The sequence below is a fragment of the Pseudomonas sp. 57B-090624 genome (assembly GCF_003234055.1).
Classification (GTDB): Bacteria; Pseudomonadota; Gammaproteobacteria; order Pseudomonadales; family Pseudomonadaceae; genus Metapseudomonas; species Metapseudomonas tohonis.
The window spans coordinates 23,766-38,988 of record NZ_QKRU01000064.1; the positions used below are offsets into that span (position 1 = coordinate 23,766).

The window sequence follows — 15,223 nt, forward strand, 5'->3', positions numbered from 1 at the left end:
GCGCCTGCCGGCAAGGGCTCGCCCCTAGAGGCAGTACCGAGCTTCAGGTGCCCTTCGGCAGCCTCAACCACTCTCCAATACGAATATCCCCACCTGCGGTTCCGGGCTCAGCCAGTGGCGGGCGAGGCGCCAGCCGGATTCGGCGGCCATCTCGGCGATGCCTTCCAGGCTGTACTTGTGCGAGCACTCGGTGTGCAGGCGCTCCCCGGCGGTGAAGTGGAAGCGCCGGCCGGCGGCGCGGACTTCCTGTTCGTGGAGGCTGACCAGGAACATCTCCATGCAGCGGTCCTGCGCGTTCCAGCGCGCCAGGTGGGCGAAGGCGTCGAGGTCGAAGTCGCCACCCAGCTCGCGGTTGATGCGGGCGAGCAGGTTCTTGTTGAACTGTGCGGTGATGCCGTCGGCGTCGTCGTAGGCGGCTTCCAGGGTGGCGACATCCTTCTGCATGTCCAGGCCGAGGATCAGGCGTGAGTCGCGACCGAGGAAGCGGCGCACCGAGCGCAGGAAGCGCAGCGCCTGCGCCGGGCTGAAGTTGCCCAGGGTCGAGCCGGGGAAGAAGGCCACGCGTGCCCGGGAGGCGGCCGCCTGTGGCAGGTGCGGCAAGTGGGTGAAGTCACCCACCTGGGGCAGTACGCACAGTTCCGGATAGGCGCCCTGCAACATGGCGGTGGCCTTGCGCAGGGCCGACTCGCTGATGTCGATGGGCAGGTAGAGCCCGATCTGGGGCGCCGCGTCCAGCAGCAGGCGGGTCTTCAGGCTGGCACCGCTGCCGAACTCCACCAGCGCCGCGCCACGGGGAATGACCGCCGAAAGCTCCTTGGCGATATCGCCCAGCAGCGCCGTTTCCATGCGCGTGGGGTAGTACTCGCGGGTGCGGCAGATGGCTTCGAACAGCTCGGAGCCGGCAGCGTCGTAGAAGTACTTGGGCGGCAGGCTCTTGTTCGGCGCCCCGAGCCCGCTGCGCACGTCCTCGGCGAAGCCTTCATGCTCGCTGGCCTGCTCGCCGCTGCTGGCGTCGCGGGCCAGTCGCAGGCCGGAGAACATCCAGCGCTGGCCCGGGTAGAAGAAGTTGCGGTAGCTGGGCCGTGCATGGCCGGCTGGGGTGACGCTGGCGCCGCCGCGCAGGACCATCTGGCTGACCATGAACTTGCCGTTGTACTCGCCTACCGCGCCGGCGGAAGGGTGGAAGCCGGGGTAGGGCAGGTATGCGCTGCCGGTCCATTGCCAGGCGCAATCCTCCACCTGGCCAAGCAGCCCGGCACGCGCGGCGACTTCCCATTCCGCTTCGCTGGGCAGGCGGGCGTCCGCCCAGGTCGCGTAGGCGCAGGCTTCGTAGTAGCTGATGTGGGTCACCGGTGATGTCGGCTGCAGCGGGCGCAGGCCGCCGAGGCCCATCTCCATCCAGCCCGTATCACCCTGTCGCCAGTACAGGGGCGCTTGCCAGTCCTCTTCCTGCACCTTCGCCCAGCCTTCGGAGAGCCAGAGGTCGGCGCGGGAGTAGCCACCTGCCTCGATGAACGCCAGCCATTGGGCGTTGCTCACCAGGCGGTCGGCGATCTGGAACGGGGGCAGGAATACCTGATGGCGCGGGCCCTCGTTGTCGAAGGCGAAGCCCTGGCCGTCATGGCCGATCTCGACCAGGCCGCCAGCGAGGGCGATGAAGCGCGCCGGCCGGTCGCCACCCGGCTCGCGCCAGCGGGTGTCATAGGCCGGGTTCAGGGGCGAGCGGCTGAACAGGTGCAGCAGGTCCATGAGCAGCAGTTCCTGATGCTGCTGCTCATGGGCCAGGCCAAGTTCCACGAGGGCGCCCAACTCGTCGGTGATGCCGTCCTGCAGCAGTGCGTGCATGTGTTCATCGATGTAGCGGCGGTAGGCCATGACCTGCGACACCGGTGGTCGTGTCAGCAGCCCGCGCTGGGGGCGTGGCTGGCGTGGGCCGAGGGCCTCGTAGTAGGAGTTGAAGAGGTAGGCGAAACCTGCGTCGAAGACCTTGTAGTCCGCCAGGTTGGGCGCCAGCAGGAACGTCTCGAAGAACCAGGTGGTGTGGGCGAGGTGCCATTTGGCCGGGCTTGTATCGGGCATGGACTGCACCACCATGTCCTCTTCGCTCAGGGGCGCCACCAGGGATTCGCTATGGCTACGGACTTGCAGGTATCGGTCGAGCAGCGTGGTGCGGTTCATCGGCCTCTCTCTCAGTGCTGTTGGCAGGACTGTTGGATGCGCGTGATGGCATGCCCGAACGGCAGGCAGGGCGGCAGATCCCGACATTGGGGGTCATAGGGTCTGATGCCTTGGGTTCCAGGAAAGTTCGTGTGGTTTTCGCCTGTCCGGAGTGGGGCGGCGGCTGCATGCTCCGGGGTCGGGGCGCTTCGATGCAGAGGGTCACGCACCGCCACGCTGCACGAGCGCAGATGTTAATTCTATCTTTAGATATGGCTCATAACCTGTTGATAAATAGACTTTAAATCTCAAAATATTTTTCATTTCAAGCTAACCATGGGCGCTCGCTAGGCAATGCGCGTCACACCTTGCTGATTGGGCCTGTCGCCCTGGTGCTGAGGGGGGGGCTGGCGACAGGTTTCCTAACTTTCGACTTTATGAATGACTCATAACCAGTTGATATAGTTGGATTTATAAAACTTGAAGTGAATTCTAGGTTTTGCCTGGGCATGGGCTTGTGGCGGGCATGCAGGCATCGATCAGCCTGAATCTTTGCAGGTGTTGGCCGGTCCACCTTGAACACGCCAAGCAGGAGAGCCGCCATGAGCAGCAGTGAACGAAAGCCCTATACCCCTCGCGAGATCGACGACATCGAGGACCGCATGGGTTCCATGGAGCAGCTGGATTTCAGTGACCGCAAGGACGAGCGCCAGGGGCGCGTGGGCGACCTGCGTCCGGAGCAAGAGGTGGAGCGTGAGTTCCCTGACCGTCGCGTGCGTGAGGCCGGCATGTCGGGCGGCGAGACGCTGGGGCGCAGCCTGCATGAGGACGGCGTCTCCGCCGATGACCTCAGCCCCGAGACCTTGATCGACGAGAACGAGACCCGTGTCGGTCGCGACCCGGGTGGCGTAGTGCCGGCGGACAAGGACCTGTCCGTGGTGGGGCGCGACGAGATCGCCGCTGGCGATGGCCTGGATGAGGCCGAGGAAGCACGCACCCGACCGCTGCACGGCAAGCCCTGGGATGGCGAGGCGCAGTAGCCCGCAGCCTCCGGGAAGGCTCTACGCAGGATGGGTAGAGCCACGCGACACCCATTCGGTGCCGGCAACGAGACGTAGCCCGGGCTTATACGGTGCGACGCTGTTCACCAATCGCCGCAAGCCCGCCCAGGGCGTACGTCAGCATGTGCTCCAGCAGCGGTTGAGGTTCCGTATCCAGGCCCGGGAGCACGGTCGTGCTGAGGGTGTCGTGGGCGATCAACAGGAACAGGCAGGGCGAAAAGATATTCAGGGCACTGCGCAGCACGGCCGGATCATCCTCCGGGAGGCCCAAGAGCTCGCCGATGATGCGGCGGGTGGCGAGGGCCTTGGGGAAGGACTCTTTCTTCAGCACGGCCGGCAGCAGCGGGGAGGGTGACAGCAGTTCCCGCGCCAGCACCTTGGCGGGCCAGGCCAGGCGAGGGCTGCCGAGACTCGCCAGCAGCTCCGTGATCAGCCGGCGCAGTTTTTCCTCGCCGGTGAGCTCGCTGGCCGTCAGCGCTTCCAGCGTCTCCAGGGTCATGATGCGCTGGTGGGCTTCCAGCAGGACGGCGGTGTAGAGGCCGTCCTTGCCCTCGAAGTGGTAATTCACGGCGGCGACGTTGGCCTGCGAGCGCGCACAGATCTCCTTGCTGGTGGCATTGGCGAAGCCGCGCTCGGCGAAAACTTGCCCGGCGATCTCGAGAATCTGCTGGCGTGTGGCCCGCCCATCCTGGCGAGGCGCCCGGCTGGGGGCCTGCTGCTCGGTAGTTGTCATGGAACCGACTCTTTCCGTCTTAGTTTAAATTCAAATTTGACTTTGCTTTTAGTCTGTCCTAGCGTCTCAGGGGCCGACACCTTCCCGCAGGAAGGTGAGATATGTGATCCGTCCGCACCTGATCCCATCGAGCCAACGATGCAGGTTACTTCAATGCAAACACGCGTGATGGTGCCATTCAGTTATTTTTCCCTGCCGATGCAGAAGCAGTTCCTGCGCAATCGCGAAGCGATCCGCGGCAAGCCCTATGCGCGCTTTTTCAGTGGCGAGATGCGCGTCCCGCTATCGGCCATGCGTTTGCTGCAGCAGGGGCCTTTACCCCAGGAGCGGACGCTGAGCCCCTCGGTCGAGGATATCAATCGGCTGCTCGACCCCGACTACCCCAGCGCGGAGGCCGGGTACGCACTGTTGAGCGGGCCGATGGCCTATGTCCAGAGCCGCAAGTTCTTTCCGGGCTGCAGCGCACGCATGTTCGAGTGGTGGTTCCTCTGGCACCCGCTGGAGGCTGAGCGCTACATGCTCTGGTTCCCCTATGCCCATGTGAAGAACCCTTGCCTGAACGCCCACAAGCTCTGCGACACCGAGCGCTGCTTCAGGCACCGGCTGTACGGCAACAGCTTCTGTGCCACGGAATACGTGGGCTCACGGCTGTTGGACCTGAAGATCGACTTCCACGAGCCGGTGCAGCTGGGGCTGGACCCGGCGCTCTACCGCGAGGCGAAGATCGACGGCAGCGTCAGCGCGTTGATGAGCCTGGCCCAGAAGCCGGACGTGCCGGTGTCGCTGATGATCCATCTGTTCAAGGAAACGGAGGAGGGGATGTGGCTGACCAGCCGTCACTGGGTCGGTGCACACCCGTCGATGGCGCGGTTCCCCGGCGCTGAGCGGGCGGAGGCCTTGCTCGCTGGGCTGGGACTGGATGCTGCCGGGCTGGAGGAGCTGGCATTCGAGTTCGCGGTGCACGACCTGTGCGAGTTCAATCACCTGGCGAGTTTCCTGCCGGAACTCTACCGCGAGTTTTCAGGCCAACCGGCCTGACGCTCGAGCGACCCGCGATCCCTGCGGGTCCTGCTCTGGTCTCAAGCGGTGGGGGAGGCGCAGACACCGTTGATCAGCAAGTTGATGAAATCGTCGATGTCCTGCTCGGCGCGCAACTGATCGGTGAGCAGCCGGTACCAGCAGAAGCCGAAGATCATGTCGAGCAGCAGGTCCTGGTTGATGTCCTTCGGCAGCTCACCCCGCATCACCGCATTTTCCACCAGGCGCTTGGGGACTTCCCGGCGCCGTTCCATGAACTGGTCCTTGAGCTCCTCGAGCGTTTCCGGGTCCAGCTGGGCTTCCGCGATGACGCTGCGAAAGGCCAGGCCGCAAATGGTCTCCCGCCAGATATTCCACAGATTGTGCAGCAGGAAGGAGAGATCTTCGCGGAACGAGCCCAATTCCGGAAAAACCCTTACCTGCTCGCTTTCCTTCTCGTAGACCTCGGCAATGAGGGCTGCCTTGTTCCGCCACCAGCGATAGATCGTCGGTTTGCTGGCGCTGGCCCGTCGCGCGACGGATTCGATGCTCAACCCCGCATAGCCACTTTCCATCAGAATTTCTGTCGTCGATTTGAGGATGGCTTTGTGCGCATGCGGGCTGCGTAGCGAGCCGATGGAGCTCCTGGAGCGGGTTCGATTCAAGGCAAAGTCCCCATAGAAAATGTATTGACAAACGAATTCTAAGGTATAGGCTCGTTTTTATGAAACGATACGGACCGTTTCTGTTAGTTGTTCTGTAAAAAAATCCCTCTTGAGATGAGGGGATCGGGTCGGCGGTCACATATCACAGGCAGATAGAACCAAGGCTACCGGTTTCCCTTTCTCTTTAGGTGACGGCTGTTGAATTGTTTCCTAAATACGATACGGCACGTTTCGTATCTCTGATGAGAGGCAACGAATACGAATAGATTTTCACGCAGTGCCCATCTGTAGCGTCAATGCGCTGAGAAATGCAGCACGCCCAAGCGTTAGCGCTGCGTGGCGGTGGTCGGTGCCCGTGACAACCTGCGGACGTCGCGGATACTTGTGGTGAGCGGACACCGCTTCGTTCCCACCTAGCAGAACAACAACAAGCAGGAACTCCTTTTCGATGTGATTTGCGTGCTGCCCATTCCGGACGGCAAGGGATGGCTTGTCTCAATGAAAATGTGCTCAAGAGGAATACGACCGTGCATAAGACAGGAATTGTCAGTTACGGCTACGGGCTGCCCGTGTGCCGCCTGAAAGTCGAAGACGTGCTCAGCGTCTGGCGTAACGCCGACCTGAGACTGGTCAGGGATCAGTTAGGGATAACCGAACGTGCCGTGCTCCAGCCGGACGAAGATGTCATCACCCTGGGTGCCCTCGCGGCCCAGCAGGCGGTGGAGCAGGGCGGTATCGCCGAGCTCGACGCCCTGTACCTGGGAACCTGCACCAACCCCTATGAATCCCGCGCCTCGGCGGCGGTGATCCTGGAGATGCTCGGCAGCGGCTACGACGCCTTCTGCGCCGACGTGCAGTTCGCCGGCAAGTCCGGCACCTCGGCCCTGCAGATCGGCCACGCCCTGGTCGCCTCCGGCATGGCCCGCAACGCCCTGGCCATCGGTGCCGACACCATCAACCGCAACACCGCCCCGGGCGACCTCACAGAAGCCTACGCCGGCGCTGGTGCCGCCGCGCTGCTGCTGGGCCGCGACAACCTGATCGCCGAGTTCGACGGCAGCTTCTCCTGCGCCGCCGACGTCGCCGACAACATCCGCCCGCAAGGCGAGCGCTACATCCGCTCCGGCATGGGCCTGGGCTCCGACAAGAACAGCATCGGCCTGGAAGAGCAGACCGCTCGCGCCGTGCACGGCCTGTTCAAGAAGCTCGGCACCTCCAGCCATGACTACGACTACGCGGTGTTCCAGCAGAACCTCGTCTCCACCCCCCGCTCGCTGGGCCGCCACCTGGGCTTCGAGCCACGCCAGATCGAGCCCGGCATCTACGCCGGCAGCGTCGGCGACACCGGCTCGGCCAGCCCGCTGCTGGGGTTGATCAACGTGCTCGACCAGGCACGCCCGGGGCAGAAGATCCTCCTCTCGTCGTACGGGTTCGGCGCCGGCAGCGATGCCATCGCGCTGACGGTCACCGACGCCATCCTCGCCTACCAGCAGCGCACCAAGCCGCTGCGCAAGGTGCTGGAGAACAAGGTGTACGTGGATTACGGCACGTCGATCAAATACGAATTCAAGTATTTGCGCGCCGACTACGCCCTGACCGCCTACCTCTGACCGCCCGTACTGCAAGGAGCACAACCATGACTGCACGTCGCGTTGCAATCGTGTCGGCCGCCCATACGCCGAAACCCGGCAACTCCCGCGTCCGGCAGACCTTCAAGGAAATGATCGTCGAGTCCGCCTACGAGGCCATCCACGCCGCCAAGATGCACCCGCGTGAAATCCAGGGCGTCGCCTACGGCTACCACGGCGAGGGCATTTCCGAATACGGCGGCCTCGGCCCGACCCTGTCCGACGCCCTCGGCATCAGCCCCGCGCCCACCTTCATGAGCACCGCCAACTGCACCAGCAGCTCGGTGTCGTTCCAGATGGCCCACCAGATGGTGGCCTCCGGCGAATACGACATCGTCCTGTGCGGCGGCTTCGAGAAGATGACCGACCACTTCAACTACGCCGAGTACATCGGCTCCAGCACCGAGTGCGAGTACGACTACTTCCTCGGCATCTCCCACACCGACGCCTTCGCCCTGGCCACCGCCGAGTACTTCCACAAGTACGGCTACGCCGGTCGCGAGGCCGACGTGCTCGCCAGCTTCGGCCGGCAGATGCGCATCTACGCCCACAACACCCCCGGCTCCACCCGCTACGGCCACCCCATCCCCAGCCTCGAAGAGCTCAAGCGCACCGAAGCCTGCGGCTCCATGCTCGCCTGGGGCGAGGCCAGCGGCTGCGCCATCCTCGTGGCCGAGCACCTGGCCCACAAGTACACCGACAAACCGGTGTTCGTGCGGGGCTGCGCCTACACCGGCGTGTCGCACTACTACGGCACCCGCTACCACAACCCGACGCTGAAGTACCCGGGCCTGCCCCAGGACGTCGGCATGGCCGTCTCGGCCAACTCCATCGCCTGTGCCGAGATCGCCTACAAGAAGGCCGGCATCACCGCCAAGGACATCGACGTCGCCCAGGTCTACGACCTGCTCGGCGCCGGGCTCATCCAGATGGAATCCATGGGCGTGTGCAAACCCGGCCAGGCCGGCGACTTCGTCCGCGAGGGCGGCATCGCCCTGGACGGCCAACTGCCGTTGAACACCGACGGCGGCAACATCGGACGCGGCCACGCCTCCGGCGCCGACGGCATCCTGCACATCACCGAACTGTTCCGCCAGTTGCGCGGCGAGTCCACCAACCAGGTTCCCGGCGCCCGTATCGCCGTCTCGCAGAACCTGGGGGGTTACGCCGCCCACAACTCGGTGATCGTCCTGGCCAACGACTGAGGAGTGTCGACCATGTCTCTCTACCCCGAACAGATCCACCGGATGACCACCGCCAGCATGCTCCGCGAATGGCGCGAGCACGGCGGCAAGTACCGGCTCGAAGGCAGCCGTTGCGACGAATGCCACGAGATCTTCTTCCCCCGGCGCACCGTCTGCGGCGCCTGCAACTCGCTGAAGGTCAGCGCCTACCGCTGCGAGCGCACCGGCCATATCGAAGTCATGGCCAACGCCGAGAACCCGATCCTCGCGGCCATGGGCTACGGCGAAGTGGTGCCCCGGCACATCGCCATGGTGCGGCTGGACGACGGCCTGGTGATCGCCTCCGAGATCGTCGACGTCGTCGACCCGGCCCATCTCAAGGTCGGCGCGCGCGTGAGGATGGTGGTGCGCAAGCAGGTGCGTGAAAGCAACCTGGCCTGGCAGTACGCCTACAAGTTCGTACTCGACCACTGAGGCTCTTGCCGCGGGGCCCGGAAGGGCTCCGTGGCAGCTAAAACAAGAACGTCATTTTCCGGCGTGCGGTTTACGCCCTTTTCTCCTGCCGCTGCCCCCCGGGAAGTGCTGGCCCACGCCAGCGCTGACGGGCTTGGCTGTGCCTGAAGAACGGGTTCCTACCCACTGAATGAACGAATTTTGAACGATCAACGAGGATTCAACATGTCGACTCTTTGCCAACCCCACGTACTGTTCCCGCAACACAAGATCACCCAGCAGCAGATGATCGAGCACCTGGAGAACCTCCACGGTGACCACCCGCGCATGGCCCTGGCCAAGCGCATGATCCTCAACACCGAGGTCAACGAGCGCCACCTGGTGCTGCCCATCGATGAGCTGGCCATCCACACCGGCTTCACCCACCGCAGCATCGTCTACGAGCGTGCTGCCCGCGAAATGTCCTCCGCCGCCGCCCGCCAGGCGCTGGACAACGCCGGCCTCAAGCCCGAGGACGTGCGCATGGTCATCGTCACCTCCTGCACCGGCTTCATGATGCCGTCGCTCACCGCCCACCTGATCAACGACCTCGGCCTGCCGAACTCCACCATCCAGCTGCCCATCGCCCAGCTCGGCTGCGTGGCCGGCGCCGCCGCCATCAACCGCGCCCACGACTTCGCCACCCTGAAGGCTGACAACCACGTGCTGATCGTCTCCCTGGAGTTCTCCTCGCTGTGCTACCAGCCGGATGACACCAAGCTGCACTCCTTCATCTCCGCGGCGCTGTTCGGTGATGCCGTCTCCGCCTGCGTGCTGCGCGCCGACGACGAGGCCAAGGGCTTCCGCATCAAGGCCACCGACTCGTTCTTCCTGCCCAAGAGCGAGCACTTCATCAAGTACGACGTGAAGGACACCGGCTTTCACTTCACCCTCGACAAGGCCGTGATGAACTCCATCAAGGACGTCGCCCCGGTGATCGAGCGCCTCAACCAGGCCGGCTACCAGCAGAACTGCGCGCAGAACGACTTCTTCATCTTCCACACCGGCGGCCGCAAGATCCTCGACGAACTGGTCCGCCACCTGGACCTGCCGTCCGAGCGCGTCTCGCTCTCGCGCACCAGCCTCTCCGAGGCCGGCAACATCGCCAGCGTGGTGGTCTTCGACGTCCTGCGCCGGCAGTTCGACAGCTCCCCCAAACCCGGCAGCAAAGGCCTGCTCGCCGCGTTCGGGCCGGGCTTCACCGCCGAAATGGCACTCGGCGAATGGGCAGCCTGAGTACCCTCGGGCACGGTGGCGCGGGGTAATCCGCGCCACCCTTTTCGGCTCCTTAGAAGAGGAGGGCTGGCCATGCGCGAGCAGGCGATCGACACGGGCTGGGACGCCCGCTACGAAACACGCATGGTGATCCTGCTGTCGCTGAGCTTCGGCCTGGTGGGGCTGGATCGCTTCATCATCCTGCCGCTGTTCCCGCTGATCATGCGCGACCTGCAGCTGGACTATCAGGACCTCGGCAACATCTCCGCGGCCCTGGCGCTCACCTGGGGCGTCTCCGCCCTGGGCATGGGCTGCCTGGTGGAACGGCTCGGCGCCAAGCGCGTGCTGGTCGTCTCCGTGCTCGCCTTCTCGCTGCTCTCGGGGCTCTCCGCCCTGGCCGGCGGGGTGCTCGGGCTCATCCTCCTGCGCGGCCTCATGGGCTTCTCGGAGGGTGCCTTCACCCCCACCAGCATCAGCGTCACCACCCAGGTCTCGCACCCCCGGCGCACCGGCTTCAACATCGGCGTGCAGCAGGCCGTGTTCCCCATCCTCGGGCTCGGCCTCGGGCCGCTGATCGCTGCCGGCCTGCTGGCCTGGCTCGGCTCCTGGCGCTGGGTGTTCATCAGCGTGTCCATCCCCGGGTTCATCCTCGCCTGGTGGCTGCAGCGCACCTACCGCCCCGTCCCCGCACCCCTCCAGGCCGGGCAGGAGCGGCCCTGGCGCCTGTGGCTCGCGGCCCTCGGCAGCGGCAACGTGCGGCGCAACATCGGCATCATGTTCTGCATCCTCACCTGCCAGTTCGTGCTCTGCGCGCTGCTGCCCAGCTACCTCACCGACCACCTCGGGCTGTCGCTGGAGGCCATGGCGCTGGTGATCTCGGCGATCGGCTTCGGCGGCTTCGTCGGCCAGCTGATCATCCCCGGCCTGTCCGACCGCTTCGGGCGCAAGCCGGTGGTGCTGCTCTCGTTCTGCGCCAGCGCCGCGCTGGTCGCCACGCTGATCGTCACCCCCGCCGAGCCCTGGCTGCTGTTCGGGGTGCTGTTCTTCATCACCTTCTTCAACTTCAGCCTCATCTGCCTCACCGTCGGCCCGCTCACGGGCGAATCGGTGGCGCCGCACCTGCTCACGGCGGCCACCGGCATCGTCATCGGCTTCGGCGAAATCCTCGGCGGCGGCCTGGCGCCGATCCTCGCCGGCTACCTCGCCACCCACCACGGGCTGCCATCGATCCTCTACCTGGCCCTGGCCGGCAGCCTCGCCGGCCTGTGCCTGGCGCTCGGGCTCAAGGAAGGCCGCGCGCAGGCACCCCGCGAAGCCACACCGCCGGCCAACGCCGCACTGCTTATTAGGGAGTAATTGAAATGGGCGACTACCTGAAAGTCCTCGACATCGAACACAGCGGCGGGCCGCGCATCGGCCTGCTGGGCGACGACCCCGCGCACACGGTGCACGTCCACGGCGAAAGCAGCGGCCTCTACCAGACCCTGCAGGACTGCGCGCGCCGCCACCAGGACCACCTGGCGCACCTGCGCCACCTGTCGGGCCCGACGCACACGCTGCCGGCCCTGCGCCAGGAAACCCGCCTGCGCCCGCCCGCCATGCCCGACAACCCGCTGCTCACCCACGTCAGCGGCCTGCCGATGGGCGCGCGGGACGACGCCGGCTGGTTCTACAAGGGCAACGGCCGCGTCCTGCGCATCGACCGCGACGACCTCGAAGTGCCGTACCACGTCCAGGCCATCGCAGCGGACGCCTGCCTGGTCTCCATCTACCTGGTGGGTTCGCGGGGCCAGTTGCTCCACGTCGGCGTCACCCTCGGCCACGACCTGCACGACCCGCTGCAGGGCCAATCCGCCCGCGCCCACCTGCTCGAATGCGCCGTGGCCTCGGAACTGCTGCTGGGCGAGCTGGACGAACCGCTGCACCTGCGCCAACGCATCGAGCGCAACGGCACCTGCTTCAGCGAAACCCACCTGCGCCTCGACCCGCAGGCCTGGCGCGCCTCGCGGGAAGCCGGCGAAGCCCTGTTGGAACAGCACCCGCAGTTCCTCCAGCCGGGCATGGTCCACTACCTGTTCAGCCGCCTCGACAGCGAAATCGTCGCCACCCACCTGCAGCACGGCGACTGCCTGGAACTGAGCTGCCCCATGCTCGACATGCGCCTCGAAAACCGCATCGTCGAAGAGGAGCTGCGCCACCTGCTGCCGCTCTCATCACGCCGCCGCACGGGGCAGGCCAGAGCGGCCTGAGCGCCCGGCCTCTACCTGTGGTGCATGCAATAAGAAACGCCGCATTCCCATGCGGCGTTTCTTATTCGAGCCCAGTGAAAGAGCCGGCAGGATGAACGCGTGCCGTAGGGTGTGCCGTGCGCACCGCCGCTCGGTGCTTCCGGCGAGCTCCAGGTGCGCGCAGCACACCCTACGTCCAAGGTGAATCACGACAGACCTGTTCAGCCCACCGTCCCTTCCCGGCACACACAACAAAGAAAACGCTGCACCTTCATGCGGCGTTCCCGGCCGAGCCCTAGAAGAACCGCTTCCAACTCGGCCCATCACTCAATGCAGGGTCATCGTGCGCCGCCATGAAATGCGGCAGGTCCCGCCGCGCAATCCACAGCTCTCCCTGCCAACGCAGAGCACCGACACGCTGGTTCGCCCAGGTCATCAGGATGCGTCGCGGGCTGGCATCGACCTCGCGGTGATAGTCGTACAGCGCCGGGATCACCTCATCGCTGAGCCACTGGCTCAACGCGCAATGCTCCGGATGCCCGAAGCGATACAGCGCCCGATAAAGCCCGGCCTCGTTGATCAACTCCAGCTCCTCGCAACGGCCAGTGGCGAAGCGCAGCATCGCGAAACGGTGCTGGTGGGGATACAGGCGCTTGGTCAACCGATAGGGGCGGGCAGCGGCGATCATCAGGGCGAAATCGAGGGCGACGAACCAGGGGCGGTTGTCGATCATCACTGCGCGCAGTTGATGGCAATGGCGTTGAAAGGTGATGGGGGTGGATGCGTCATGCATGGTGCAGCTCCAACGTAAGGTCAGGTAGCTGTCGCCATTCGCTGTCAATCGAAGGGTGACAGGGCACGCGGGGTTGACAGACCGGTACGTTGGAACCGGCAGGCCACGAGGACCTCCCCGCGCGACCTGCCATAAAGCAGAGCAGTCATGAAAACTGCATGCGTGCTGATGCCTGCAAAAAACATTCGCCGTTTTTCGCATGCACCCTGCGGCGCAATCGCGCCAACGTATGCGGGCTGTCAAACCCGACCACGGGATTTACCGTGGCGGGAGGAGGATAGGGATGGGGGGGCGTAGGAGCAAGAGGATAATTGCCCCTGCTATAAAGTCGATGCAGGTAGCATGGTCCGCTCCGGGACGTAGCAGCCAAGACCTTTCGATAAAGGTGGCCTTTCTTTGCAGCGCGCCTAGTTACCCAACGCAGTCCAGGCGCCACAAGTACGTAATAGAAATAGATAGTCGAAACAATGACTTGACTCCGGTTGATAAATAAATTTCACATGGGCGATAGATGGGAAACGCTTTGAACGAGACTTGTACAGCCTGGCGTTAGGTTCAGAGAAGGTGTAATCCGAAACCTTGCTAGTCACAGCACCAAGCCTTAAGTCATTGGCCGTGCCCGACTACAAAAGCTTGAGGTGTCGATATCAGCTTAATTACTATGAGTGGCGCGTCGCGTCCATCTAGGGGGGAACCAAAATGCAGCTAAAAACGGGCTATTACCATGTCCGGAAATTAATGCCAACCACCACCCCAATATAATGTTAAAAAATACTAGAACCACATAAATGTCAAAATTCAGAACTTCCAAAAAAATAAGAGCCTCAAAGCTGGCTGTTGACGAGAAAATATTCAACAGAGCTAAAGGTGAATCTAAAGAAGATGTAGCAAACCGAATTCTTGTAGAGCTTAAAAAATTCGATTTTTACAAGGCCAATAAATTAATTTATGAATTGGGAGCAAATAAAAAATTACCTAAAAGTCTCACAAACATATTTAGCGCCGATAATCGTTATCGCCATCAAAATATAACACACGCAATTTCCGCTGAAAATCATATATATTGGCTGATTGGAATTCTCACGGCCAACGCAGATTTACTCAGAAGTTTTAATCAATGTAGGCAGTCACTGAATTGTAAGATATTGAAAGGTGATGCTGCCTCTGCACTATCAAAGCTTGACGAAATTGATGAGCTTTCACTAAGTTGGTGGTCAACGGAAATCAGACTTCATATTACAAAGGAGCTACAAAAAAAGGATACTAAAGAGCTGCTTCAAAATCTTTCAAATGAAATACCAAATATTGATTATTCGGGCTGGACTTTTGATCTATCACTAATTTCAGAGAGCAATTCAATAGATGTTTATGTTAACGTTATTACTAGCCGGTTGAGGGAAATAAGGACTTCCGGAGTCGAAAGCGCTATTGCTGCGGGAGAGATAAATTCTTGTGCTAATTTGCCGATCAGTTATGACGTAAGTAGAAGACCCTCACTCTCTGGCACATACGCTTATCGGCACGAATCAATAATTGATCAGTATGTTTTGTTAGTCACACTGATTAGCGAGCTTTCTGCTAGAAAAGAAACAATCCCTCCTGATGTTCGTGAATACCTGCTTGATCTTGCCAGGCGCACTGATGGCATTGAGGTAATAAATATACTCGAGCCTAACAATGCGCCTGACACATTTGTTGCATCATTGCTTGATCTTTATACAGGCGGGGATTACAAATCCGTAATTGGAGAAATAACCGAATCCATTGCGAGTGAAAGTGTCCGAACTTTTGGGTTAATTGAGCTGTATGCAAGGAGCATAGCTTATGCTCCTTCGGCAAAAAGAGATGCATCATTCTTCGATTTTCTTGCTGGCGAACTACATCAAATTTTGCAGCTTGCACCAAAAAGTATTGAAAAAATATGGGTATTCGGAAAAGGCTGTTGATTCGGTGTTGTAGGTCAGCATCTACATTTCAATTTTAATTTCGTAGATTGCTGTTGACAGCCTGCATTCTTGGCGTTAGAGTTCATGTCAGGTGCTGAACACAC

13 protein-coding genes are annotated in these 15,223 nt (G+C 62.2%); 9 read left to right on the forward strand and 4 right to left on the reverse strand.

The window, feature by feature from the left end:
- Positions 1-63: 63 nt before the first annotated feature.
- Positions 64-2,178 carry an ergothioneine biosynthesis protein EgtB gene (gene egtB / locus DMX10_RS24840; RefSeq protein ID WP_218281338.1) on the reverse strand — a complete coding sequence of 705 codons (2,115 nt, stop codon included), beginning with the start codon at positions 2,176-2,178 and terminating at the stop codon, positions 64-66.
- Positions 2,179-2,759: 581 nt separating this feature from the next.
- On the opposite strand from egtB, the gene DMX10_RS24845 reads away from it, so the two are divergent.
- Positions 2,760-3,197, forward strand: a complete 438-nt coding sequence (locus tag DMX10_RS24845; protein ID WP_111263606.1) for a phosphotransferase system, HPr-related protein — start codon at positions 2,760-2,762, stop codon at positions 3,195-3,197.
- 85 nt (positions 3,198-3,282) lie between these two features.
- On the opposite strand, the gene DMX10_RS24850 is transcribed toward DMX10_RS24845, so the two are convergent.
- On the reverse strand, positions 3,283-3,951 hold the full coding sequence (locus DMX10_RS24850) for a TetR/AcrR family transcriptional regulator (protein ID WP_111263607.1): 669 nt from the start codon (positions 3,949-3,951) through the stop codon (positions 3,283-3,285).
- 153 nt (positions 3,952-4,104) lie between these two features.
- Between DMX10_RS24850 and DMX10_RS24855 the strand changes: the two genes are divergently transcribed.
- Positions 4,105-4,989, forward strand: coding sequence for a DAPG hydrolase family protein (locus DMX10_RS24855; protein WP_111263614.1), 885 nt, complete (start codon positions 4,105-4,107; stop codon positions 4,987-4,989).
- Between the two features lie 41 nt (positions 4,990-5,030).
- Here DMX10_RS24855 and DMX10_RS24860 read toward each other — a convergent pair whose 3' ends face one another.
- Complete coding sequence (locus DMX10_RS24860; RefSeq protein ID WP_111263608.1) at positions 5,031-5,633, reverse strand: TetR/AcrR family transcriptional regulator; 603 nt, start codon at positions 5,631-5,633, stop codon at positions 5,031-5,033.
- 527 nt (positions 5,634-6,160) lie between these two features.
- Here DMX10_RS24860 and DMX10_RS24865 point away from each other — a divergent pair.
- From DMX10_RS24865 to DMX10_RS24890, 6 genes are all read left to right on the forward strand, one after another.
- Complete coding sequence (locus DMX10_RS24865) at positions 6,161-7,243, forward strand: hydroxymethylglutaryl-CoA synthase (protein ID WP_178083006.1); 1,083 nt, start codon at positions 6,161-6,163, stop codon at positions 7,241-7,243.
- A 26-nt stretch (positions 7,244-7,269) separates the two neighbouring features.
- Positions 7,270-8,466 carry a thiolase family protein gene (locus DMX10_RS24870; protein ID WP_044402899.1) on the forward strand — a complete coding sequence of 399 codons (1,197 nt, stop codon included), beginning with the start codon at positions 7,270-7,272 and terminating at the stop codon, positions 8,464-8,466.
- Positions 8,467-8,478: 12 nt separating this feature from the next.
- On the forward strand, positions 8,479-8,919 hold the full coding sequence (locus DMX10_RS24875) for a Zn-ribbon domain-containing OB-fold protein (RefSeq protein ID WP_111263610.1): 441 nt from the start codon (positions 8,479-8,481) through the stop codon (positions 8,917-8,919).
- A 204-nt stretch (positions 8,920-9,123) separates the two neighbouring features.
- The gene (locus tag DMX10_RS24880; protein ID WP_044402893.1) at positions 9,124-10,173 is read left to right on the forward strand and encodes a type III polyketide synthase; all 1,050 of its coding nucleotides are present in this window, start codon (positions 9,124-9,126) and stop codon (positions 10,171-10,173) included.
- 72 nt (positions 10,174-10,245) lie between these two features.
- Positions 10,246-11,508, forward strand: coding sequence for an MFS transporter (locus DMX10_RS24885; protein WP_111263611.1), 1,263 nt, complete (start codon positions 10,246-10,248; stop codon positions 11,506-11,508).
- Between the two features lie 5 nt (positions 11,509-11,513).
- Positions 11,514-12,401 carry a fumarylacetoacetate hydrolase gene (locus DMX10_RS24890; protein ID WP_111263612.1) on the forward strand — a complete coding sequence of 296 codons (888 nt, stop codon included), beginning with the start codon at positions 11,514-11,516 and terminating at the stop codon, positions 12,399-12,401.
- A 274-nt stretch (positions 12,402-12,675) separates the two neighbouring features.
- Here DMX10_RS24890 and DMX10_RS24895 read toward each other — a convergent pair whose 3' ends face one another.
- Positions 12,676-13,173, reverse strand: coding sequence for a Bro-N domain-containing protein (locus tag DMX10_RS24895; RefSeq protein ID WP_111263613.1), 498 nt, complete (start codon positions 13,171-13,173; stop codon positions 12,676-12,678).
- Positions 13,174-13,961: 788 nt separating this feature from the next.
- Here DMX10_RS24895 and DMX10_RS32615 point away from each other — a divergent pair.
- Complete coding sequence (locus DMX10_RS32615; protein ID WP_146603060.1) at positions 13,962-15,119, forward strand: hypothetical protein; 1,158 nt, start codon at positions 13,962-13,964, stop codon at positions 15,117-15,119.
- Positions 15,120-15,223: the final 104 nt, after the last annotated feature.